The organism is Bradyrhizobium iriomotense (assembly GCF_018130765.1).
In the GTDB taxonomy this organism is placed as follows: Bacteria; Pseudomonadota; Alphaproteobacteria; order Rhizobiales; family Xanthobacteraceae; genus Bradyrhizobium; species Bradyrhizobium iriomotense_A.
This window is the reverse complement of the sequence record NZ_JAFCJZ010000011.1, coordinates 65,901-87,909: the sequence shown is the minus strand read 5'-3', so window position 1 is coordinate 87,909 and position 22,009 is coordinate 65,901. Positions and strand designations below refer to the sequence as shown.

The following is a 22,009-nucleotide window of genomic DNA, read 5'->3' as shown; positions in this document are numbered from 1 at the left end:
AGGGCGGATTAGCCGAAGGCGTAATCCGCCAACTACCCGCGCACACCTGAATGGTGGATTACGCTTCGCTAATCCACCCTACGGCATCGCCTGAAAACTTACGTGTTGAACCAGCCCTGCGCATCGCCGCTGAAGGAAAAATACAGGCCCATCGTCGTCAGCACGCAGGAGACGATTTCGATGGCGCTGTCGAGCTCCATGCCCTTCTCGCCGATGATCTGGCCGAGCGAGATCACCGACAGCACCAGCGCTGCCGCCAGCACCCAGCGCGGCCAGTTCTTGCGCCAACGCGCAGCCAGCCAGACGAAATAGACGAGGAGCAGGATCATGCCGCCGGCGAGCAAGGTCGCCGTCATGATCATCTGCTCGGTCATCTCGGCATTGGGCGTGCGGTCCTGCACCGCGACCGAGACGGCATCCAGCATCAACGATGCATAGAGCAGCGCTTCGAAGCGCTGGACGTTGGCGGGTACGCTCATCGAATGCCGATCTTTTCTTGGTTATTCTTTGGGGAAGTCCAGGCCCATCTCGCGGTAGCGGTCGGGATCGTCACCCCAGTTCTCGCGCACCTTGACGAACAGGAACAGATGCACCGGCACGTCCAGGATCTGCATCAGCTCTTTCCGCGAGTCCGCGCCGATCGACTTGATGGTGGCGCCGCCCTTGCCGAGCACGATCTTGCGCTGGCTTTCGCGCTCGACGAAGATCGTCTGCTCGATCCGCACCGACTTGTCCTTGCGCTCCTCCCATTTGTCGGTCTCGACCGTGGACTGGTAGGGCAATTCCTGGTGCAGCTTCTGATAGATTTTTTCGCGCGTAATCTCGGCCGCCAGCTGCCGCATCGGCGCGTCCGACATCTGGTCCTCGGGATAGAGGAACGGGCCCGGCGGAACCATCTCGGCGAGCGTCGTGCGGATGTCGTCGACGCCGTCGCCCGAGATCGCCGCGATCATGAAGGTTTTGGCGAACTTCATGCGCTCGTTGGCGGCCTGCGCCAGCGCCAGCAGCTTCTCGCGCTGGACCAGGTCGACCTTGTTGATGACCAGGATCTTCTCGTGATTGACGCTGGCCGCCTTGGCGAGGATCGCCTCGGCCTCCTCATCGATCCCGGTCTTGGCGTCGAGCAGCACGCAGACGAGGTCGGCATCGTGCGCCCCGCTCCAGGCGGTCGAGACCATGGCGCGGTCGAGCCTGCGCTTCGGCGAGAAGATGCCGGGCGTGTCGACCAGAATGATCTGCGCGTTGTTCTCGATGACGATGCCGCGGATCAGCGCGCGCGTGGTCTGCACCTTGCGCGAGACGATCGTGACCTTGGCCCCGACCAGCGCGTTGACCAGCGTGGACTTGCCGACATTGGGCGCGCCGATCAGCGCGACGAAGCCGCAGCGCGTCGCGGCAGGCGCCTCGCCGCTTGCTTCAGCCGTCATTGCCGCCGCCAACGCCTTCACGTTCGATCATCACTGAAGCTGCCACCTTCTCTGCCGCGCGCTTGCTGCCGCCGACACCTTCAGCCGGCGCGAGGCCCGGCAGGTCGACGGCGACGCGGAATTGCGGATCGTGATGCGGGCCGGTGCGCTCGACCTCGCGGTAAACCGGCGTCGGCAGCCCCTTGCCCTGCGCCCATTCCTGCAGCACGGTCTTGGGATCGCGCAACGGACGCCGCGGCTTGTGCATGCGCTCGGTCCAGTTGCGCCTGACGAACTCGGCCGCTGCGGCATGGCCGCCGTCGAGGAAGATCGCGCCGATCACGGCCTCGCAGATGTCGCCGAGAATGGATTTGCGCAGCCGCGCATCCGCACTGGAGCCGACCGATCCGAGCTTGATGTCGTCGAGCAGGCCGAGCGACTTGGCAACGTCCGCGCAGCTTTCCTTGCGCACGAGCTCGGCAAGCCGCTTGGACAGCTCGCCTTCGTCGGCGTTGGGGAAGGCATGATAGAGCATGTCGGAGACGACCAGACCGAGCACGTGGTCGCCGAGGAATTCCAGCCGCTGATAGCTGTCGCCGCGCTTGCGTCCGGACTTCAGCGCCGAGACATGCGTGATCGCCTGCATCAAGAGGTTCGGGTCGGTGAAGCTGTGGCCGATGCGCGCCTCGAGCGCAGCGTTCGCGTCCGCCGCCTTGGCCTTGCTGCTCCGCACCCGCTTCTTCTTCGCAGGCGTCTTGGTTGCAGCTTCGCCCTCAGGGACGGCTTGCGCGTCGATCGGTTGGGTCGTGATGTCCTTGGCTTCGTCTTTCATCGGACGATTTTGAAGAAGCGATTCCAGCGCACCGCCCACGGCCAGCGCCAGAACATCCAGGCATGCTCGCCTTCGGCAATCGAGAAGAAGATCATCTGGGCGCGGCCGATCAGGTTCTCCTGCGGCACATAGCCGACCTGGCCGAGGAAGCGGCTGTCGGTCGAGTTGTCGCGGTTGTCACCCATCATGAAGAAATGGCCTGCCGGCACGGTATAGACGTTGGTGTTGTCCACGTAGCCGTTGTCGGCGCAATCCAGCGTCTCGTAGGACACGCCGTTCGGCAGAGTCTCTTTCCAGCGCTTCACCCGGGAGATGCCGCCACCTTCCGAGCCGCAGGGCTCCTCACCGACATATTCGCTCATGCGCTGCCGCTCGACCGGCGTGTCGTTGATGTAGAGCAGCCCGTCCTTCATCTGGATGCGGTCGCCGGGCAGGCCAATCACACGCTTGATGTAATCAGTGGAGTCGTCCTTGGGCAGGCGAAACACGACGATGTCGCCGCGGTTCGGATCCGAGCCCCAGATCCGGCCCGAGAACAGGTTCGGCGAGAACGGGATCGAGTAGTGGCTATAGCCGTAGGAATATTTCGAGACGAAGAGATAGTCGCCGACCAGCAGCGTCGCCTTCATCGACCCGGACGGGATGTTGAACGGCTGGAACAGGAAGGTGCGGATCACGAGCGCGATCAGGAGAGCATGGATCACGACCCGGATCGTTTCGCCGAAGCCGCTCTCAGTTTTCGTTCCCGAAGTCACGCTCATTGCTCTCTCAATTCCGGCCGGCGATCACAGAGCGCCCCCCTTCCGCGAACGGCCCATCGCTTCGCGGCGCAAGGAGATTGTCCTGATTCTGATAATGAGGGCCAATTCCGGCGTAAAGCCGAATTCGCCCAGCCTGATTTGCGTCGGCGGACTTTTAGACGGTTGTCGGGAGCCACGCAATCAAGGATCGCATCAAAACTGTATAAGATATTGATTTATAAAACGAATTATAAAATGACCACCGAACGGTCAAGGCTTGGCCCGTGGGACGGCGGAAATGATGACGAAGGCCTGCGCGAGCGGCCAGTCATCGGTGATCGACAGGTCGATCCGCGGCTCGAATCCTTCCGGGGTCAGGTCCTGGAGCCGGGCCAGGGCACCGCCGGTGAGCTGCATGGTCGGCCGCCCCCCCGGCAGGTTGACCACCCCCATGTCGCGCCACCAGACGCCGCGCCGGATCCCCGTGCCGAGCGCCTTGGAGCAGGCCTCCTTGGCGGCGAAGCGCTTGGCGTAGGTCGCCACCACCATCTTCTCGTTCTTGGCCCGCCGCTCCGCCTTGGCCCGCTCGGCCGCGGTGAAGATGCGGTCGAGGAAGCGCTCGCCATGGCGCTCGATCACCCTGGCGACGCGGGTGATGTCGATCAGGTCGGAGCCGATGCCGATGATCATGCCCGGCTCCGGCCGCGGTCCATCGCGGCGCGCATCTTGCGCACCGTCTCGGCAAGGCCCACGAACAGCGCTTCGCCGATCATGTAGTAGCCGATGTTCAGCTCCATGATCTCGGGCAGAGCCGCGATCGTCTCCGCCGTCGCATAGTCGAGCCCGTGGCCGGCATGAACCTCGAGCCCCACCTGCCTCGCCAGCGCCACCCCCGCCACGATCCGCTGCCATTCGGCCGCGGCCTTGTCGGTGTGGCCGTCGACGACGGCATCGCACCAGGCGCCGGTATGGATCTCGATCACGGGCGCACGCAGCCGCGCCGCCATCTCGATCTGGGCGGGGTCCGCGGCAATGAACAGCGAGACGCGGATGCCGGCATCGCTCAGCCGCGCGATGTAGGGCGCGAGCGCATTGTGCTGGCCGACCACGTCTAACCCGCCTTCGGTCGTCACCTCCTGGCGCCGCTCCGGCACCAGGCACACCGCATGCGGCTTGGTGGCCAGCGAGATCCGCATCATGTCGTCGGTCGCCGCCATCTCGAAATTCAGCGGCCTGGAGATTTCCGCCTTCAGCCGCGCCATGTCCTCGTCGCGAATGTGCCGGCGATCCTCGCGCAAGTGCGCCGTGATGCCGTCGGCACCCGCCTCAATCGCCAGCAGCGCGGCACGCACCGGATCGGGATGGCGGCCGCCGCGCGCGTTACGCACGGTTGCAACGTGATCGATATTGACGCCGAGGCGGAGCGGAGTTGCGGGCATTTCAGGACTCACGAAATCAGAGAGACGGACGCAAGCGAGTTGCGTCTATCCATTAACACGTTCGACGCGGGCGACGACCGCCTTGGCGCGCAACTGGGCCAGGATCGCGCTCAGGTGCTTGAGATCGTAGACTTCGAGATCGATCGTCGTCTCGGTGAAATCCGGCGAGCGGCGCTGCATGCTGATGTTGTCGATGTTACCGTCGTGCTCGGCGATCACGGTCGCGATCTGCGCCAGCGCGCCGGGCTCGTTGACGTTCTCGACCTTGATGCGGGCCGGGAAGCGCTGCGGCGCGGTGTCCTCGATGTCCCAGCGCACATCCAGCCAGCGCTCCGGCTCCTCCTCGAAATCCTTCAGGGCCGGCGCCTGGATCGGGTAGATCGTGATGCCCTCGCCCGGCGTGACGATGCCGACGATGCGGTCGCCGGGCACCGCGCCGCCATTCGGCGCGAACTTCACCGGCAAGTCGGAATTGATGCCGCGGATCGGGATCGCGACCGGGCTGCGCGGCGGCTCGGCCGCCTTCTCCTTGAGCTTGGCGGCGAGGCCCTTCTTGATGCCGTAGCGTGCGACGCGCTCCTCCTTGTAGTCGGGATACATGGCGCGCGCGACGTGGGAGGCCTTGATCTCGCCGCGCCCCACAGCCGCCATGACGTCCTCGATCGAGGTGCGCGCCAGCCGCGGCAGCGCGCCCTTGAGCTTGTCGTCGGCGTATTCGATCTTCGCGCGCTCGAACAGGCGCTCGACGATGCGCCGGCCGAGGCCGACATATTGGTCGCGCACGGCGGTCCGCGTGGCACGGCGGATCGCGGCGCGCGCCTTGCCGGTGACTGCCAGCGTTTCCCAGGCGGACGGCGGCGCCGATTGCGCCTCGGAGGTTAGCACCTCGACCTCGTCGCCGTTCTGCAGCTCCGAGGACAGCGGCGCGAACTTGCCGTTGATCTTGCAGCCGACGGCGCTGTTGCCGACGTCGGTATGCACGGCATAGGCAAAGTCGATCACGTTGGCATGGCGCGGCAGCGCGATCAGCTTGCCCTTGGGGGTGAAGCAGAACACCTGGTCGTGGAACAGCTCGAGCTTGGTGTGTTCGAGGAATTCCTCGGGATTGGCGCTCTCCGACAGGATGCCGACGGTGTGACGCAGCCAGGCAAACGCGTTGGATTCGCGCTTGAGGAATTCGGTCGGCGAGCCCGCGCCTTCCTTGTAGAACACGTGCGCGGCGATACCGCGCTCGGCGATCTGGTCCATCGCCTCGGTGCGAATCTGGAGTTCGGCGCGCTGGTTGCCGGGGCCAATGACCGTCGTGTGAATCGAACGATAGTCGTTCTGCTTCGGCGTCGAGATGTAGTCCTTGAAGCGGCCCGGCACGACCGGCCAGGTGGTGTGGACGATGCCGAGCGCGCGATAGCAGGACTCGACGTCGTTGACGACGACACGGAAGCCGAAGATGTCGGACAGTTGCTCGAAGCCGATGGATTTTCGCTCCATCTTGGTCCAGATCGAGAAGGGCTTCTTGCGGCGGCCATAGACGCGCGCGCCGAGCCCCTTGTGGCGCAGATTGTTGGAGAGCTGGGCCTCGATCTCGCCGATCAGGTTGCGGTTGCGCTCGGCGAGCGCATCGAGCCGCTGCATCACCACCGAATAGGCCTCGGGGTCGAGGGTGCGGAAGGACAGATCCTCCAGCTCTTCGCGCATCTCCTGCATGCCCATGCGCCCCGCGAGCGGCGCATAGATATCGAGCGTCTCCTCGGCGATGCGCCGGCGCGATTCCGTCGGCACGAATTCCAGCGTGCGCATGTTGTGCAGGCGGTCGGCGAGCTTGACCAGCAACACGCGGACATCGTCGGCAATTGCCAGCAACAATTTGCGCAGGTTCTCGGCCTGCTTGGCCTCGCGCGACACCAGTTCCAGCCGCTTCAGCTTGGTCAGGCCCTCGACCAGCGCGCCGATCTCGGGCCCGAAGATCTGGTCGATCTCGGCCCGCGTCGCTTCGGTGTCCTCGATCGTGTCGTGCAGCAACGCGGCCACGATGGTGGCATCGTCGAGCTTGAGGTCGGTCAGAATCGCCGCCACTTCGAGCGGGTGCGAGAAATAGGGATCGCCCGAGGCCCGCGTTTGCGAGCCGTGCGCCTTCATGGCGTAGACATAGGCGCGGTTCAGCAGATCTTCGTTGGTGTTGGGATTGTAGGACCTGACGCGCTCGACGAGGTCATATTGACGCATCATGCGCGCGCGCGGCTTTGCCGGCCGCACCACCGGCGCAGTCGGGGCCATGGCAACCGATTCGGTTGCGGCCTGCATCTGCGTTGATCTCCGGCGCCGATATACCATCCCGTCCTGCCTTCAAACGGGCCATGAGGCGACCCGTTGTATACATCTTAGCTCCGATCGCGCGCGCGTCCGATCAATTCGGTGACAGGTGCGCGGCGCCAACCGACAACACTATGGTAACCACGAAAACGCCAACAAAAGCAAAGGCCCGAACAACGGTTCGGGCCTTTGATATGATCACAAGAAGTCGACGATTGCGACGGGACGATTTACTCGTCCTCCTCGGGCTGCTCTTCCGGCGGCGCGAGGCCTTCGAGGCCCTTCAGGAGCTCCTCTTCGGTCATGCGCTCAACGGCAACTTCGGTATCGTCCGCATCGACGCTGGCGCCGGCGGAACCGATCAGCGGCACCGTATCCGGCTCGGGCTCGTCGACCTCGACGAACTTCTGGAGCGAGTGCACCAGCTCCTCGCGGAGGTCCTCCGGCGAGATGGTCGTGTCGGCAATTTCGCGCAAAGACACAACAGGGTTCTTGTCGTTATCGCGGTCAACCGTTAGTTGTGAACCTGACGAAATCATGCGGGCGCGGTGGGCGGCCAGCAGGACCAGGTCAAACCGGTTGTCGACCTTGTCGATACAATCTTCTACGGTGACGCGAGCCATGGACTGTCGCTCCGTTGTGGGTGGGACGAAATATGTGGATGATTGGGGCTAGTTATAGGGGCCAAGGCGGTTTCGCAAGGCCAATTTGTGATTTGGCCTCGCCAAATGGCTCTGGTACCCCCACATTGGGGCTGGGATGGGTGATTTCCCGGGCTGCCAGCGAGGGCGGCGCCGGGTGTTTGAGAGTCCGCCATAACTATACCTTGATTGCCCCGACTTCTCCGGATTTGCGGATTCGACGGGTTTAGGCGCCACCTTGGGACTGCGCGACTGGCTGCCGCCGCGCCAACAATAAACGATCAATCACGACACACTACGCGAGCAAACTGAATGTCACCTTCTCCTACCAACAAGATCGCGCTCTTCATCGACGGGGCCAATCTCTACGCGACGGCGAAAACCCTGGGCTTCGACATCGACTACAAGCGCCTGCTGAAGGAGTTTCAGAGCCGCGGGACGCTGCTCCGGGCGTTCTACTACACCGCCATCATCGAGGATCAGGAATACTCCTCGATCCGCCCGCTGATCGACTGGCTGGACTACAACGGCTACACCGTCGTCACCAAGGCGACCAAGGAATTCATCGACGCCTCCGGCCGCCGCAAGGTCAAGGGCAACATGGACATCGAGCTGGCCGTGGACGCCATGGAGCTCGCCGAGCACATCGACCAGATGGTGCTGTTCTCCGGTGACGGCGACTTCCGCTCCCTCGTCGAGGCCGTCCAGCGCCGTGGCGTACGGGTCACCGTGGTCTCCACCATCGCCAGCCAGCCGCCGATGATCGCCGACGAGCTGCGCCGCCAGGCCGACGTCTTCACCGACCTCGTCGAGCTGCAATCCAAGCTCGGCCGCGACCCGTCCGAACGCCCCGCCCCGCGCGACCGCGGCGAGCGTGGTGAGGGACGCCACCACGCCCCGCAGTTCCTCCAGCGCGCGACCACCATGGCGCCGAGGGGCGATGACGACTTCGAGGAGTGAGGCGGCACGGTCAAGCCGCCAGCCCCCCACCCTCGTCCCCGATCGAGACTGTCCGCTCTGCCCGCGCCTGGTCGCCTTTCGCCAGGCGAACCGCGCGCGTGAGCCGTCGTGGCACAACGCCCCGGTCCCGCCCTTCGGCGACATCACCGCGCGCCTCCTGATCGTCGGCCTGGCGCCGGGCATGCAGGGCGCCAACCGCACCGGCCGTCCGTTCACCGGCGACTATGCCGGCGACCTGCTCTACGCCACGCTGCTCGAATACGGCTTTGCCAAGGGGAGCTATCAGGCACGGCCCGATGACGGGCTGAAGTTGGTCGACTGCCGCATCGCCAATGCGGTGCATTGCGTGCCGCCGCAGAACAAGCCGCTGCCGCTCGAGATCAACACCTGCCGCCAGTTCCTCGTCGCCAATCTCGAGACGATGCCGAAGCTGCGCGCCATCGTCGCGCTCGGGCGGATTGCGCACGACAGCGTGCTCAAGCCGCTGAAGCTGAAGGCCTCGCAAGCCCCCTTCGGCCACGGCGCGGTGCATCAGGCCGGCCCGTTCAAGCTGTACGACAGCTATCACTGCTCGCGTTACAACACGAACACCGGCGTGCTGACCGCCGACATGTTCCGCTCGGTGTTCGCGAGGATCAAGGCCGACCTCGACTAGGGCCTCTGATCGGGGCTCGGATCAGGCCTTCGCAGGATTGGCCTTCAGCCAGTCCAGGACGTCGCCCGCATTCCGGTCGGGCGGAAACACCGGATAGAACACATGCGTGATCCTGGCGTCGTCGATGATCAAGGCGAGACGCTTGATCAGCGTCAGGCCCGCGACCTCCATGGTCGGCAGCTTCAGCGCGCGCGTCAGCGCCAGCCTCTCGTCCGACAGCACGGGGAACGGGAGATGCAGGCGCGAGGCCATCTCGGTCTGGTAGGCATTGCTTTGGGTTGAGAGACCGAACACGTGGGCGGCGCCGGCGGCCTTCAGCTCGGCGAACAGATCGCGGAATGCGCAGGTCTGCGGCGTGCAGCCGCGCGCACCCGGAATCATGTCCCAATCGTCCACCAGCGCGATCTTGCCGGGCTCGCCGGTGCGCGGATAGGCGAACACAACGGTCCGCCCCAAAAGCGCCGACAGCGTCACCGACCTGTCGTCGGTCGCGAGCAGGCCGATCGGAGGCAGCGTCATGCCCGTCAGATGCGCGGCACCGCCGTCATCGGCGGGTGCCGGAATCTGGCTCCAGTCGACCTCGAGCAGGTTCCGCTGGTTCATCTCGCTATCCCCTCGCCCGCATCAGCCGGCCCTTCTCCCGGCTCCAGTCGCGCTTCTTCTCGCTCTCGCGCTTGTCGTGCAGCTTCTTGCCCTTGGCAACCGCGAGCTGCAATTTGGCGCGCCCGCGTTCGTTGAAGTAGAGCTTGAGCGGGATCAGCGTCATGCCCTCGCGGTCGACCGCACCCATCAGCTTGTTGATCTGCCGGCGATGCAGCAGCAGCTTGCGCGGCCGCTTGGGCTCGTGATTGAAGCGGTTTCCCTGGAGATATTCGGGAATGGTGGCGTTGATCAGCCAGATCTCGCCGTCCTTGGAGTCGGCGTAGGATTCCGCGATCGTGCTCTTGCCGTTGCGGATCGACTTGACCTCGGTGCCGGTCAGCGCAATGCCCGCCTCGATCGTGTCCTCGATCGCATAGTTGAAGCGGGCCTTGCGATTTTCCGCCATGACCTTGATCGGACGTTCGTTCTTGTCGGCCATGACCGTGAAACCCGGGAGTCAACCTGATCGAGATGCGCAGCGATGCTAACAGTTTGGACGAAGTGCGCGCGTCACTTCTTGAGGAGATCGCGGATCTCGGTGAGCAGCTCGACCTCGGCCGACGGCTTCGGTGGAGCGGCCGGCGCGGCCTCCTCCTTGCGCTTCAGCGTATTCATGGCGCGGATCACCAGGAACAGCACGAAGGCAATGATGATGAAGTTGATCGTCAGCGTGAGGAAGCTGCCGTAAGCAAGCACTGCACCTTGCTTTTTCGCATCCGCTAAGTTGGTGGCTGTCACCGCCTTCGACAAGGGGATGAAGTAGTTCGAGAAGTCGAGGCCGCCGGTGGCGGCGCCGATGATCGGCATGATGACGTCACCGACCAGCGACGTGACGATGGCGCCGAAGGCCGCGCCGATGATGACGCCGACCGCGAGGTCGACGACGTTGCCCTTCATGGCGAACTCGCGGAACTCCTTGAGCATGCGCATGCCCTTTTCGTCGACCCCGCTCATGACAAGCTCCCCGACAGCCTACCGCATCAGTTGATCAGGCCGGCGTGCACCATGGCGCTGCGCACCGCAACACGCGTCGGCTCGGAGACCGGCACCATCGGCAGCCGCAGCGTCTCGTCGAGCTTGCCGAGCAGCGACATCGCATACTTGATCGGCGCCGGATTGCTCTCGATGAAGAGGTTGTTGTGCAGCGGCATCAGCTTGTCGTGGATCGCAAGCGCAGCCTTGGTGTCGCCCTTCTGCCAGGCGGCGTGGAACTCCGAGCACAGGCGCGGAGCGACGTTCGAGGTCACCGAGATGCAGCCATGGCCGCCATGCGCCATGTAGCCGATGATGGTGGCGTCCTCGCCCGAGAGCTGGTTGAAGTCCTCGCCCAGCGCCGCGCGCTGCTGCGACACGCGCACCATGCTGGCGGTGGCGTCCTTGACGCCGGCGATGTTCTTCAGCTCCCACAGCCGCTTCATGGTGTCGACCGACATGTCGATCACCGAGCGCGGCGGGATGTTGTAGATGATGATCGGAATCCCGATCGCATCGTTGATCGCCTTGAAGTGCTGATACATCCCTTCCTGGGTCGGCTTGTTGTAATAGGGCGTCACGATCAGCACGGCGTCCGCGCCCGCCTTCTCGGCGTGCTGCGACAGCTCGACCGCCTCCTTGGTCGAATTGGAGCCGGCGCCCGCGATGACAGGCACACGGCCCTTGGCCTCAGCGATGCACCATTCGACGACCTTCTTGTGCTCGTCATGGCTCAGCGTCGGGCTTTCGCCGGTGGTGCCGACCGGGACCAGGCCATTGGTGCCCTCCGAGATCTGCCAGTTCACCAGGGAGCGGAACGCCGCCTCGTCCAGCGAGCCGTTCTTGAACGGCGTGACCAAGGCGGTGAACGACCCCCGGAATTTCGTCTTGGCTGCCATGGACTTCCTCCGTACGCGGCAATCTTGAGAGCAAGCCCCATACATATCGGGTCTATCCCGCCGGTAAAAGGGCCGCCGCCGGGTGACGCACCGTTTAGGCCGCGATTTTGCCGCGGTGGTGGTGCAAACCCGCCGGAAGTAAGCGGCTGTTGGTATTTTGTCCGCATATTCAATCAGATTCAGCTAGATCTTGAGCCACTTCACTGATTCGGGGCGACGAAACGCCGTGACCTCCTTTCCTCGTGCCGCCTGGCGATCCGCCGGTCTGGTCGTGAGCCTGATGGCAGGGCTGTCGGTCGGCTGTGTCGCCCTCGCCAAGTCCAACGAAACGCCTGCGGACGCGACCAAGGAACCCGCAAAGCAAGCAGCCAAGGACGCCGCGAAGGGATCAGCAAAGGACGCATCCAAGGGAACCGGCAAGGACACAAAGGGCTCGAGCAAGGGGACAGCCGGCGCCCCGCCCAAGGACGCAGCGAAGAAGCCGGCCAAGGATGCAACCAAGGATGCCGGCAAGAACGCAGGCAAGGACTCCGGGAAGGACAAGCCGAAGCCAGCGGCCGCAGCCCCCACGCCAAAATCACAGCCGACCGCGAGCAGCTCGCCTCCCAAGACCGCCCCCGCCCCGGCCGTGACGGCCACCGTCAGGCCAACCGCCCCGGCCCCCGCCAAACCCATCGCGGCTCCTGTGCTGGCGCCTGCGACCCGCAAGCACGCCGCACCGCGCAAGCCGGTCACGCCGGCCGCGGTCGCGGCAACCTCGTCGACGTCGCAGGCCGACAAGGACGTGCTGGAGAACGTCATCGAGCTCGTGCGCAAGCGCAAGCCGGGCGATGCCACCAATTATGCCGCCTCGATCTCGGATCCCGTCGCACGCAAGCTTGCGGAATGGATCATCCTGCGCAGCGAGGACAATGGCGCGACCGTCGAGCGCTACCGCGCCTTCCTCTCCGCCAATCCGAGCTGGCCGTCGCAGACCTTCCTGCGCCGCCGCCTCGAGGCCGCGATGTGGGACGACAGGCGCGACGAATCCGTCGCGTGGTCCTGGTTCGAGAACGAATCCCCGGTGTCCGCCAAGGGCCGCTTCACGCTCGCCAGGGCGATGCTGGCACGCGGCGACCGCGCCAATGCCGAGCGGCTGGTGCGCGAGGCCTGGCGCAGCGATCCGATGTCGGAGGACACCGAGAACAACGCACTCGACCAGTTCGGCGCCCTGCTGACGGCGGGCGACCAGAAGGCGCGGATGGACACCCTGCTCTATGGCAGCGAGAACGAGGCCGCTCTGCGCGCCGCCAAACGCCTCGGCGCCGGCTATGTCGCTCTCGCCAAGGCCCGCATCGCCTCGGTCAAGAAGGCGCCGAACGCCCGCGCATTGCTCGAGGCGGTGCCGCGCGAGCTGCACAATGATCCCGGCTTCCTCTTCAGCAAGATCCAGCTTTTGCGCCGCGAGGAGAAGTTCACTGAGGCCGCCCAGCTGATGTTGTCGGCGCCGAAGGATCCGAACCGGCTCTACAATCTCGACGAATGGTGGATCGAGCGGCGCCTCCTGGCGCGCAAGATGATCGACACCGAGGAATTCCGCAGCGCCTATCTGATCGCGCGCGATGCGGCCCTGCCCTCGCGCGACATCTACAAGACCGAGCAGGAATTCACCGCGGGCTGGATCGCGCTGCGCTTCCTCAACGATCCCGCGACCGCCGCCCAGCATTTCGCCCGTATCGGCGTCGGCAGCGTCAACCCGACCACGCTGGCGCGCGCCGGCTACTGGCAGGGCCGCGCCGCGGAAGCCGCCGGCCGCCAGCAGGAGGCGCGCAACGCCTACGCGCGGGCAGCAGAACAATCCACGAGCTATTACGGCCAGCTCGCGCGCGCAAAACTCGGCCTGCCGCAAATCGAGCTCAATAGCCAGCCGCGCGGCCGCGGCGCCGAACGGCTGGAGATCGTGCGTGCCGCGCAGCTGCTCTACGAGCTCGATGAACGCGAAATGGCGGTGCCCATGCTCGCCGACATGGGCGAGAACGGCGATCCCGAAGCGCTCGCCGGCCTTGGCGAGCTCACCCAGCGCTACAGCGACGCGCGCGGCATGCTGCTGCTCGGCAAGGCCGCGCTCAACCGCGGCCTGCCGTTCGATTTCTACGCCTACCCCGTCAACGGCATTCCGCAATTCACCCCGATCGGCCCCGAGGTCGAGCGCAGCATCGTCTACGCGATCGCGCGGCAGGAAAGCGCGTTCAATCCCTCGGTGGTCTCGCCGGCGCAGGCCTATGGCCTGATGCAGGTGACGCCGGACGCCGCGCGCTATGTCTGCAAGCGGCACGGCGCGACCTACGATCTGGGGCGGCTCAAGAACGATTCGGTCTACAACGCCACGCTCGGTTCGGCCGAGCTCGGCGGGCTGCTCGAGGATTATCGCGGCTCCTACATCATGACCTTTGCCGCCTACAATGCCGGCCGCGGCAGCGTGAAGAAGTGGATCGACCGCTACGGCGATCCGCGCGACCCCAAGGTCGACGCGGTCGACTGGGTCGAGCTGATCCCGTTCTCCGAGACGCGCAACTACGTGCAGCGGATCATGGAGAACCTTCAGGTCTACCGCGCCCGGTTCGGCGGCGGTACGCGGCTGCAGATCGAGGCCGATTTGCGTCGCGGCGCCGGCAGCGTGGAATAAAGACGGCCTCCTCTCGATTCACGGCCGGGAGCATCGGGTCTGCCTCGCCGCCCGGGCGAGCCATCCCCACCCCGGAGCGCGCCGAGAGCTGCCAATGTCGCGGGTCAGACCGGCAGCTCGCGCCACTTCCGGGCTTGGGGCGCCCGTCGTCGCATATCCTACTTACCAGCGTGCGACTGCATGGCCTTCTCTATCTGCTCCTTGACGGCTTCCAGCGTTGCGACTGGCTACTGACCTTCGCGATGCTTGACCATCTCCTGAATCTTTCTCTTCACCGCTTCGAGATTGAAGGAAGCCGGGTCCTGCATCGGCGGATAGTCGACCGCCGTCATCGCAAGTTTCTCGACAAACTGCTGGACCTGGACGAAGCGCCAGAATTCGCGGGCATAGAAGTCGTTCATGTAGCCTCCGGCCAGATGGTTGAGGCTTTCGCCGCGTATTGACGGCGTCCGCTCGAACGGATCCTGGCGAATGTTGACCATTAACGGCATGTCCGTTGTGGTCTTCTCGCCCGGCCAGCCATAAGGCTGCACGTAGAACTGGAACTTGAAGTCGTCGATGCGAACCGCGCCCAGCTGCGCGCCGCCGAAGTAAAACAGCTCATGGCGTTTGGATGGTCCCTTACCAGTAAGGAGATCCATCTGGTTGTAGCCATCGAGATGATTCTTGTAGGTCCGGTCGCCGAGCTTCACGCCCTTCAGCAACTGATTGGTGATATCAGGATTGCCCGCCGCGGCCATCAGGGTGGGGAACCAATCGAGGCCGGAGAAGATTCCGTTCTCGACCGTGCCCGGCTTGATCTGGCCTGGCCACCGGATGATGCACGGTACGCGGAAGCCACCCTCCCCGACGGTGCCCTTGGTGTTCTTGAATGGCGTCATGCCGCCATCCGGCCACGTGAATACTTCCGCGCCGTTGTCGGTCGTGAAGATCAAGATGGTGTTGTTGGCCTCGCCGATGTCGTCGAGATGCTTCATCAGTGCGCCGATGCTGTCATCCATCTGCGTCATGCCGGCTTCCTCGAGACCATAGTTCGTCTGGCTGTTCTGCATCGAGCTGTACTTCTTGGAGAGAAACGTCCAGACGTGCATGCGCGTGGTATTGTGCCAGACGAAGAACGGCTTGCCCTCCCTCTTGGCTTTGGACATGAAGTCGGTGGAAGCCTTGACCAACACCTCGTCGAAGGTCGTCATGTCGTACTTCGGCTTCAGGAACGGCAAGTCGTGCATGTTCTGCACGTTCGACATGTCCGGGAACGGCGGCAGAGGTCCTTCATCGACGATCCTCTGCTTGCCGATTTTTCCCCAACGCGGCATCTCGGTCGAATCCTCGGTGTCGGCAGCATAGCTGTGGATCACGCTGCGCGGGCCGTAGGTGTTGTAGTATTTCTCGTCGACGGGGAACGAGTACCAGTACGGGTCCGACATCGCATCGAGGTGGTACAGGTATCCGAAGAACTCATCGAAACCGTGCAGGGTCGGGAGATACTTGTTCAGGTCACCGAGGTGGTTTTTGCCGAACTGCCCGGTGGCGTAGCCTTGTTCCTTCAAGGCGGTGGCGAGTGTCGCAGCCTGTGCCGGGATGCCGACGTCGGCACCGGCCTGGCCTACGGTCGTCAGCCCGGTGCGGATCGGCAACTCGCCGGTGATGAAGTTGGCCCGGCCCGCCGTGCAGCTTGCTTCGGCGTAATAGTCCGTGAACATCATGCCTTCAGATGCCAGCTTGTCGAGGTTCGGCGTCTTCCCCGACATGATTCCCCGATGGTAAGCGCCGATGTTGAACCAGCCGACATCGTCACCCATAATGACGACGATGTTCGGCCGTCGTCCGGCCGCTGCTGGCGCCGGTGCCGGCTGCTGCGCTTGTGCCGGGCTCGTCAATCCGACTGCCGAGAGCGCCGAAGCGGCGACGAGAGAACTACCACTCAACAAGAGATCGCGGCGTTTCAATCCTCCGCCGATTGGTCCCGTGCTCATCTCAGGCTTTTCCGGAATCCTATCTGTACTCATGATGTGATCCTCTTCCTGGTGATGCACCTGAAGCCGAGATGGCTTGCTGAGGTGTCGATCGGCTCGGCATGACGCGCGGCCGGATAGCGGCGGCAGTAGTTGGGAGCGCAAAGATGCGAGCCGCCCTTGAGCACCTTGCGCGGAATCCTGAGGTTTGGCTGACAAGAGTCGTAGCTCGCGCCCTCGGGCCCGCCGCGAGGATTTTGCGGGATGCAGCAGGCTTTCGGGGCGTCGGCTTCGTGCTTCTGCGAATACCAATCGGCCGTCCATTCCCAGACATTGGGCGCAATGGCAGAGGCTCAAATTCGGGGCGGTTGGTGACCGGCGTGCGATCCATCCAGAATCCGTCAACGGTAACGCGATGGGCTGGCGCATCCTCCGGGTAATGCCGATCCGAGCCCATGCGAAACGTGCCGCCCGGCGCATAAAGCATCCCCTCACCTGCTGGATGCTCAGACGATTGTCCGGAGCCAGACAACGATTTCGTATCAGCCAGATTCATGACGCCCCCCGGGCGCGTGCATCAGCGGCCTGCGTTGCTTGATTCGTGACACCGCCCGAAGAGTCGATTCGCTTGACGTGCGTCTTTCGAAAGTGGGGCCTTTGACGGACGGTGAGGCGTACAGAAACGGAGCGGCTCGTCTCCGGATTGATCCAGATCAAGGGTCCACAGCTCGGCGGCAGCGGAGGCTCAAGCCTGAGTAGCTTGAAATTGGCCCGCGGACCTCGTCAGTTCTGGGGCTCATCCGCCAGTTCGGAACCGTTCGATTTCGAGTGCGGCAGAACGAAGGGAAGCCCTTGCCTGCGCGGCGAGATCAATCGGCGAGATGTTCGCTGGCTGTGTCCGTGAAGCGACGGGGGGACCACGTGCGCTCCGTCCGGGGATGGCGTGCAGAGCGGTCGCCGGCTCTTGTGCAGCGGCCGTGACCCGAGGCGCGGCGAGCGACCGGTCGCGAAAGCGACGCGCCGCCCCGGCCGCCCCTCGCTGGCGCACAAGCCCATCCGCCAAAAAGAAGAGCCCCGGCGGTTTCCCGCCGGGGCTCTCTGTCAGGTCGTTAGACCGAACTTACCAGTTGCGCTGAGCGCGGAGGAGCAGAACGATCGAGTCCTGATCCTTCAGCTCGTACACAGCGGCCGGCTTGGCGATCGCACCAGCGCCAGCGTAAGCAAACGTACCTGCGAACTTCTGGTCGACGTGGGTCCAGTTCACATCAGCCGAGAACGTCAGGTTCTTGACCGGGGTCCAGCGGGTGATCAAGCCAATCTGGCCGATCGCGAAGTCCGGGTTACACGAGGTAACGCCAGCCACCGCGAACGTACCACCGACGCCGCAGAGGGAGGTCTTCGCGAGCGAGCCGTACTGAGCCTGAGCGTAGGCACCGTAGATCGCGGTGTTCCAGTAGGGATCCCAGTTGTGGGTGTAGGCACCACGGAAGCCCCAGGTCTTGACGGTCTCCTGCTGGCTACCGCCGCCCGCCGACGTGAACACCGTATCCGGCGCAAACGCGAAGCCGACGCTCTGGTAGGCAATGCCGGAGCTGCCGAAGATCGAGTACGAGCTGCCCGCCAGGTTCTGGAAGTTGTAGCGGGTCGCACCGTCGGTGTAGACGCCCGAAATGTTGATCACGTCACCCGCACCGGTCGGGATGTTCTTGATCGACAGAGCGAGCTGAACCGCCCAACCCCACTTGTCGTCGGGGTGGCCAGTCGGCTCGGTCGCGCCATAATAGGCAACGTGGTTGTCATGCGCAGCGACCGACGCCTGGAAGAGACCCCAAGCTTGGTCGACGCGGACCATACCGACGAGGTTCGGAGAACGCGAGCCACCGATGGCGTTGATGCCAGAGGTGCCGCCGACAAGGCCAGCCACGGTAGCGCCGGCGAGGTTGACGTTGCCAGCCTGGTAGTAGGCCGTCGCGTCTTCCGCCGAGAACGCCGCCGTCACGCCCTGACCAAAGTCAGCGGTGTAGCTGAACTGGTTGACACCCGTGACCGTGCCGCTGCCGCCGACGAGACCGTCGAAGTTGTTGCCGGGATAGTTGGTCCAGGGCGCGTCGAACTGCGACACGGCCTTACCCATCGTGAAGCCGGCGAACTGGATGAAGGCATAGTACACGCCGAGCGAACCGCCCGAGGTACCGCCGTCAGTCGGGTTGATCGTCGTACCAACGAGGGCCGGGGTCGCACCCGAGGTATTCAGAGCCACCGTGCTGCTGTAGGCGGTGCCGCCGAACGCGGAGCCGGTGCCCTGATAGCCGCCGGTCGTCCAGGAGAACGTCGCATCGAAGAAGGTGCGGACCACGCCGTATTCGGTCGCGGTGCGCGTATCGATGTTGAGATCTTCACGAGCGCGCGCGGTGTAGTAGTTGCTCAGGCGGTTGTGCGCACCGGCGGGAGCGCCGTTGGCAATGCCGAAGACGCTGTTGGTACCCAGCGCGACTTCAGCGCGCAGATAACCACCCAGCTTGATGCAGGTGTCAGTGCCCGGGATGTAGTAGAATCCGGCACCGTACAGGGAGCAGATCTTCACGTATTCGACCGCCTTGGCCTTCACGGGGAGATCGGCTGCCTGCGCTCCGCCAACGGCGATCAGACCCGCCGCTGAACCGAGCAAAAGGCTCTTAACCAACTTCATGTTAAACCTCCAAGTTTGCTCTATAGGGAAGGTTCCGGATCCGCTGGGTGACGACACCCTAAGGTTGGTTCCCTTGTCCCTTAACTCACCGCTTAGTCGCTTCGCGCCTTCGGACACACCCGCTGAACGCGAGGGACTTAAGCGAACCACCTAAAACGGGACGACCTCGGGATGCCCCCCTCCGTCGCTCAGTCACAATTACCGAACGTCCTTGCACACACAACAACAGAACGCTTCTAACCGGGCCTAAGAGGCGCGTTTTCCGATGGGTGTTGCACAAATAACACGCAGATGTGATCGCAGTGCCCTCATAACATTCTGTTTTTGCTATCATTTTCGCGGCGGTTCCATTTGCCATGAAAACTCCCCAGTTAAGGAGCGACGGACAACGCGTTCGCTCGCACGGGCTTTGACGCGCTCGAATCGTGGAATCAGAAGGAGACTCAAGGACAAGGCTCAGCCTCCTTCCGCGGCTCTTTTCGTGACTCATCTCTGGGTGCCGCGCGGTCACAATGGCGCTCCCAGGCTGCGGCATACTCTTAGGGATGGCGGGGGACGATTGCGGAGCCGGAGGAACCCAGACAGGCGCTGGCGCGCGCAAGCTCCGAGAATCTATAAGTAATGTCAGGTGCTTGGGTAGGAAAAGCAGCGCTCATCCGCGAAAGGCGTCCTTGTTTTGGGACGCCAGACGAATCCAGCTCACTGATCCGTTCTCGCCGCCTCAGGTTCTCGCCCCGAGCGCAAACCGATTTGTTTGGAAAATCGATGGGAATATTCGAGCGAAAACACCCGCTTCCAAATTGACCGGCTCAAGCAATTAGATGCATAAGGCTCGCACCGGAGAGGTGGCCGAGTGGCTGAAGGCAACGCTTTGCTAAAGCGTCATACGGTCTCAAGCTGTATCGAGGGTTCGAATCCCTCCCTCTCCGCCACTCAACAGCAGCAGCACTGAGGCCTGTGGGTTCTTTCACCTGAAAGCGACCACCGAACGGCTGCGAAAGCCCCGCACCAAGGATCCGAGCTCAGGCGCGATTCGCGATCACCTTATATATGTGTGTCCGCGCCTAGCAGCCGGACCGCCAGATGCGCCAATGCGAGGGCGAAATCAGCACCGGCTCGTCGGCCCAGACATTGAACCAGATGCCGGACCTGCGGCGGGCCGGAAAGGTCCAGGGCACGATGCCTGTCTTGTGCGGCCGTCCGAGTTCCAGATCGCAATCGTCGGGCGCGATCTGAATCGGCAGCCATTGTCCATTCGTGTCACGGGCGCTCATACCGGGCCGGGTCTTAAGCGGCGGCACGGCGAAACCATTGATTCAACGCAACGGGCTTCCCCCGTGAAAACACGGGGCCGGACGCGATTCTCGGTTCAGTGGGCGGAAACCCAGGCCCTCGCGTCGCGCTGCGCGGCCGAGATCTCGGCATCCGACATCTGCCCGGCGACTTCCTGGCGCAACGCCACGGCATCCTTGCGGCCCTTCAGCGCGGCCAGATTGAACCATTTGTGCGCGGCGACGAGATCGACAAGGCCGGAGCGGCCGCTCGCCCAATAGATCCCGCGCTCGAACAGCACGTCCGACAGCGCGTTCGTGTCGATCGGCGTCGCCGTCTCCAGATCGAAAGTACCCTGAAACATAACGCATCCCCTTTGTTCTTGTGCCGCCTCGTTCCCCCGAGCGCGGCTCCCGTCCAGCTCTGATGTGCATGATCCCTTCTGGGATCGCGCGGTGTTCAACTCTTCCCCAAGTCTTCTTGCCCAAGCCGTTTGCCGGCTTGTTGGAGGCGATGATGGCGGGCAAATTTGAATGGCAGTTTAAGTATCGCGATGAAGCAGACGTAAACGCGAGCGCGCGAGGCCTGCGCGAGGAATTCAAGAAGTCCCCGATTTGCAGGCACTTCTGCGATTCGTCAGATTCGGTTTACCCTGGGATTTTCGGAGAACGATAACCATTGCGCGCGGAGGCGCGCATGTCCCGCAGCATCCCTGCTCGCTGTCATCACCAGCGGCTCGCTACCTGGCCGCGCCAAGGCTTCGCCGGAGCTCGCGATCTCAGGACGCCGAAGCTTCAGCGAAGGTGGCAAGCGGACGACTCGGTTCCCGGAACAGCGACGTCCAACGAGAGGCCCCGGCGTACTGGATCGCCCGGTCGGAGCCGTGCGGTGACAGCCCATGGGAGAGACGGCGAACAAGCGCCGCAGCCCTCGCCTGCCCGAAGGCAGCACGACAAGAGCGGCGCGGACGCGTCGCGGTCAGATCAGCAATGTCGGGAAAGGGAATGCCGGCAATACCCCGGCCTCAGGGAGAACGAGGGCGTCGGCGAACACGTCAGGACCAGATTCCACGTTGACCCGAAGGCCGCTTGCGGAATTGCGGAGCCCTTTGGAAAGAGAACCGCACCGAACGAAGAAAACTTGTTTCTTCTGCCGGACCGCGAAAGAGAGCGATCCGACCGTTGACCTGATGTCTCGCCGACACCCTCTATCGTCGACCAGAACCTCTGGGAGGCGCTGATGACGTGCCGGCTGCTTTAAGAGCCGGCAACTTCAGAAGCGAAGTTACTTCTTCTTCTTCGCGACCTTGCGGGTCTTCTTCGCAGTCTTCTTCACTGCGCTCTTCGCCTTCTTCGCCTTCTTCGCTTTCTTGGCCATGTTGCCCTCCGATGTGTGAGATGGCTTTAATCGCTGCGTGCACTCGGGGATCGAATGCACTCACCCCGAATACACCAACACGACGAAAAAAACATCTTCTCACTTAAGGAAGTGTTGACGGCGCGGTGCGCGTGCGCCAGCCGCGCTTGATTTGCCGACACGCAGAGACACGCGTCCGCGATTGCAAATGCTTGTCGCAGCATCGACGTCGTCAAGCGCAGCGATTGCAAAAAAACTCTATGCAGCAAGTATTATTCTGTGCACGCACATCACGCGTGATCAGTGCGACGAAGCACGCTGCAAAGCGCTCGATCGCCTCGCGGAGGCGAGTCGCGGACTCTGAGTCGCGAATTTTGGCAACGAAATTATTTTCATGCTTAACGGCGCAAGCGCTCGTCAGAGCGTGTGCAAGCCGCCGTTTTACGCGAATCGCGCGACGGCGATTCGGTGGCGCTGCGCGCCCTAAGCGGGTGATGTTTGCCGCTCGAGGATGCGCGCGGGCGTCGCATCGCGAACCAAAGCGAAGTGACGGAGCGCGTCCGTCACCTCGTTCGA

General features: G+C 63.6%; 19 protein-coding genes, 1 tRNA gene and 1 pseudogene. 4 read left to right on the top strand and 17 right to left on the bottom strand.

The window, feature by feature from the left end:
• Positions 1-98 precede the first annotated feature (98 nt).
• The 8 genes from JQ635_RS19855 to rpoZ all read right to left on the bottom strand — a co-directional run bounded on the left by JQ635_RS19855 (position 99) and on the right by rpoZ (position 7,350).
• Positions 99-479, bottom strand: coding sequence for a hypothetical protein (locus JQ635_RS19855; RefSeq protein ID WP_211411492.1), 381 nt, complete (start codon positions 477-479; stop codon positions 99-101).
• Between the two features lie 21 nt (positions 480-500).
• Positions 501-1,427, bottom strand: a complete 927-nt coding sequence (gene era, locus JQ635_RS19850) for a GTPase Era (RefSeq protein WP_211411491.1) — start codon at positions 1,425-1,427, stop codon at positions 501-503.
• Positions 1,417-2,238 (bottom strand): ribonuclease III, encoded by an 822-nt coding sequence (rnc, locus tag JQ635_RS19845; RefSeq protein ID WP_211411490.1) that lies wholly within the window; start codon positions 2,236-2,238, stop codon positions 1,417-1,419. The genes era and rnc overlap by 11 nt, the downstream gene beginning before the upstream one ends.
• Positions 2,235-2,999 carry a signal peptidase I gene (gene lepB, locus JQ635_RS19840; RefSeq protein WP_211411489.1) on the bottom strand — a complete coding sequence of 255 codons (765 nt, stop codon included), beginning with the start codon at positions 2,997-2,999 and terminating at the stop codon, positions 2,235-2,237. The genes rnc and lepB overlap by 4 nt, the downstream gene beginning before the upstream one ends.
• A 249-nt stretch (positions 3,000-3,248) precedes the next feature.
• On the bottom strand, positions 3,249-3,668 hold the full coding sequence (gene acpS, locus JQ635_RS19835; RefSeq protein ID WP_211411488.1) for a holo-ACP synthase: 420 nt from the start codon (positions 3,666-3,668) through the stop codon (positions 3,249-3,251).
• Positions 3,665-4,417, bottom strand: coding sequence for a pyridoxine 5'-phosphate synthase (locus tag JQ635_RS19830; protein WP_211411487.1), 753 nt, complete (start codon positions 4,415-4,417; stop codon positions 3,665-3,667). The genes acpS and JQ635_RS19830 overlap by 4 nt, the downstream gene beginning before the upstream one ends.
• 45 nt (positions 4,418-4,462) lie before the next feature.
• On the bottom strand, positions 4,463-6,748 hold the full coding sequence (locus JQ635_RS19825; RefSeq protein WP_211411486.1) for a RelA/SpoT family protein: 2,286 nt from the start codon (positions 6,746-6,748) through the stop codon (positions 4,463-4,465).
• Positions 6,749-6,957: 209 nt separating this feature from the next.
• On the bottom strand, positions 6,958-7,350 hold the full coding sequence (rpoZ, locus tag JQ635_RS19820) for a DNA-directed RNA polymerase subunit omega (RefSeq protein ID WP_008133017.1): 393 nt from the start codon (positions 7,348-7,350) through the stop codon (positions 6,958-6,960).
• 330 nt (positions 7,351-7,680) lie between these two features.
• On the opposite strand from rpoZ, the gene JQ635_RS19815 reads away from it, so the two are divergent.
• Together JQ635_RS19815 and JQ635_RS19810 are read left to right on the top strand one after the other, a co-directional pair.
• Positions 7,681-8,328, top strand: coding sequence for an NYN domain-containing protein (locus JQ635_RS19815; RefSeq protein ID WP_018644573.1), 648 nt, complete (start codon positions 7,681-7,683; stop codon positions 8,326-8,328).
• Positions 8,309-8,983, top strand: a complete 675-nt coding sequence (locus JQ635_RS19810) for a uracil-DNA glycosylase (protein WP_211411485.1) — start codon at positions 8,309-8,311, stop codon at positions 8,981-8,983. Before JQ635_RS19815 ends, JQ635_RS19810 begins: the two co-directional genes overlap by 20 nt.
• 21 nt (positions 8,984-9,004) lie before the next feature.
• On the opposite strand, the gene JQ635_RS19805 is transcribed toward JQ635_RS19810, so the two are convergent.
• From JQ635_RS19805 to dapA, 4 genes are all read right to left on the bottom strand, one after another.
• Positions 9,005-9,586 carry a peroxiredoxin gene (locus tag JQ635_RS19805; protein WP_211411484.1) on the bottom strand — a complete coding sequence of 194 codons (582 nt, stop codon included), beginning with the start codon at positions 9,584-9,586 and terminating at the stop codon, positions 9,005-9,007.
• Positions 9,587-9,590: 4 nt separating this feature from the next.
• A complete protein-coding gene (smpB, locus tag JQ635_RS19800) occupies positions 9,591-10,064 on the bottom strand; it encodes an SsrA-binding protein SmpB (RefSeq protein WP_035709956.1) in 474 nt (157 codons plus the stop codon).
• Positions 10,065-10,135: 71 nt separating this feature from the next.
• Positions 10,136-10,549 carry a large conductance mechanosensitive channel protein MscL gene (gene mscL / locus JQ635_RS19795; RefSeq protein WP_211411625.1) on the bottom strand — a complete coding sequence of 138 codons (414 nt, stop codon included), beginning with the start codon at positions 10,547-10,549 and terminating at the stop codon, positions 10,136-10,138.
• Positions 10,550-10,605: 56 nt separating this feature from the next.
• Positions 10,606-11,496 carry a 4-hydroxy-tetrahydrodipicolinate synthase gene (gene dapA / locus JQ635_RS19790; RefSeq protein WP_211411483.1) on the bottom strand — a complete coding sequence of 297 codons (891 nt, stop codon included), beginning with the start codon at positions 11,494-11,496 and terminating at the stop codon, positions 10,606-10,608.
• A gap of 280 nt (positions 11,497-11,776) precedes the next feature.
• Here dapA and JQ635_RS19785 point away from each other — a divergent pair, with 280 nt between their 5' ends.
• Positions 11,777-14,161 carry a lytic transglycosylase domain-containing protein gene (locus JQ635_RS19785; RefSeq protein ID WP_211411624.1) on the top strand — a complete coding sequence of 795 codons (2,385 nt, stop codon included), beginning with the start codon at positions 11,777-11,779 and terminating at the stop codon, positions 14,159-14,161.
• Positions 14,162-14,388: 227 nt separating this feature from the next.
• On the opposite strand, the gene JQ635_RS19780 is transcribed toward JQ635_RS19785, so the two are convergent.
• The 3 genes and pseudogenes from JQ635_RS19780 to JQ635_RS19770 form a co-directional block, all read right to left on the bottom strand.
• The gene (locus JQ635_RS19780; RefSeq protein WP_246583652.1) at positions 14,389-16,137 is read right to left on the bottom strand and encodes an arylsulfatase; all 1,749 of its coding nucleotides are present in this window, start codon (positions 16,135-16,137) and stop codon (positions 14,389-14,391) included.
• A 29-nt stretch (positions 16,138-16,166) separates the two neighbouring features.
• Positions 16,167-16,451, bottom strand: a pseudogene (locus tag JQ635_RS39395) (formylglycine-generating enzyme family protein); the annotation flags it as partial.
• Between the two features lie 785 nt (positions 16,452-17,236).
• Positions 17,237-18,805 carry a porin gene (locus JQ635_RS19770; RefSeq protein ID WP_211411482.1) on the bottom strand — a complete coding sequence of 523 codons (1,569 nt, stop codon included), beginning with the start codon at positions 18,803-18,805 and terminating at the stop codon, positions 17,237-17,239.
• Positions 18,806-19,644: 839 nt separating this feature from the next.
• Here JQ635_RS19770 and JQ635_RS19765 point away from each other — a divergent pair.
• Positions 19,645-19,737: transfer RNA gene (locus tag JQ635_RS19765), tRNA-Ser, on the top strand.
• A 132-nt stretch (positions 19,738-19,869) separates the two neighbouring features.
• On the opposite strand, the gene JQ635_RS19760 is transcribed toward JQ635_RS19765, so the two are convergent.
• Together JQ635_RS19760 and JQ635_RS19755 are read right to left on the bottom strand one after the other, a co-directional pair.
• Entirely contained in the window at positions 19,870-20,079 is a 210-nt protein-coding gene (locus JQ635_RS19760; RefSeq protein WP_211411481.1) for a hypothetical protein, read from the bottom strand.
• Positions 20,080-20,174: 95 nt separating this feature from the next.
• Positions 20,175-20,441 carry a hypothetical protein gene (locus JQ635_RS19755; RefSeq protein WP_211411480.1) on the bottom strand — a complete coding sequence of 89 codons (267 nt, stop codon included), beginning with the start codon at positions 20,439-20,441 and terminating at the stop codon, positions 20,175-20,177.
• Positions 20,442-22,009 lie beyond the last annotated feature (1,568 nt).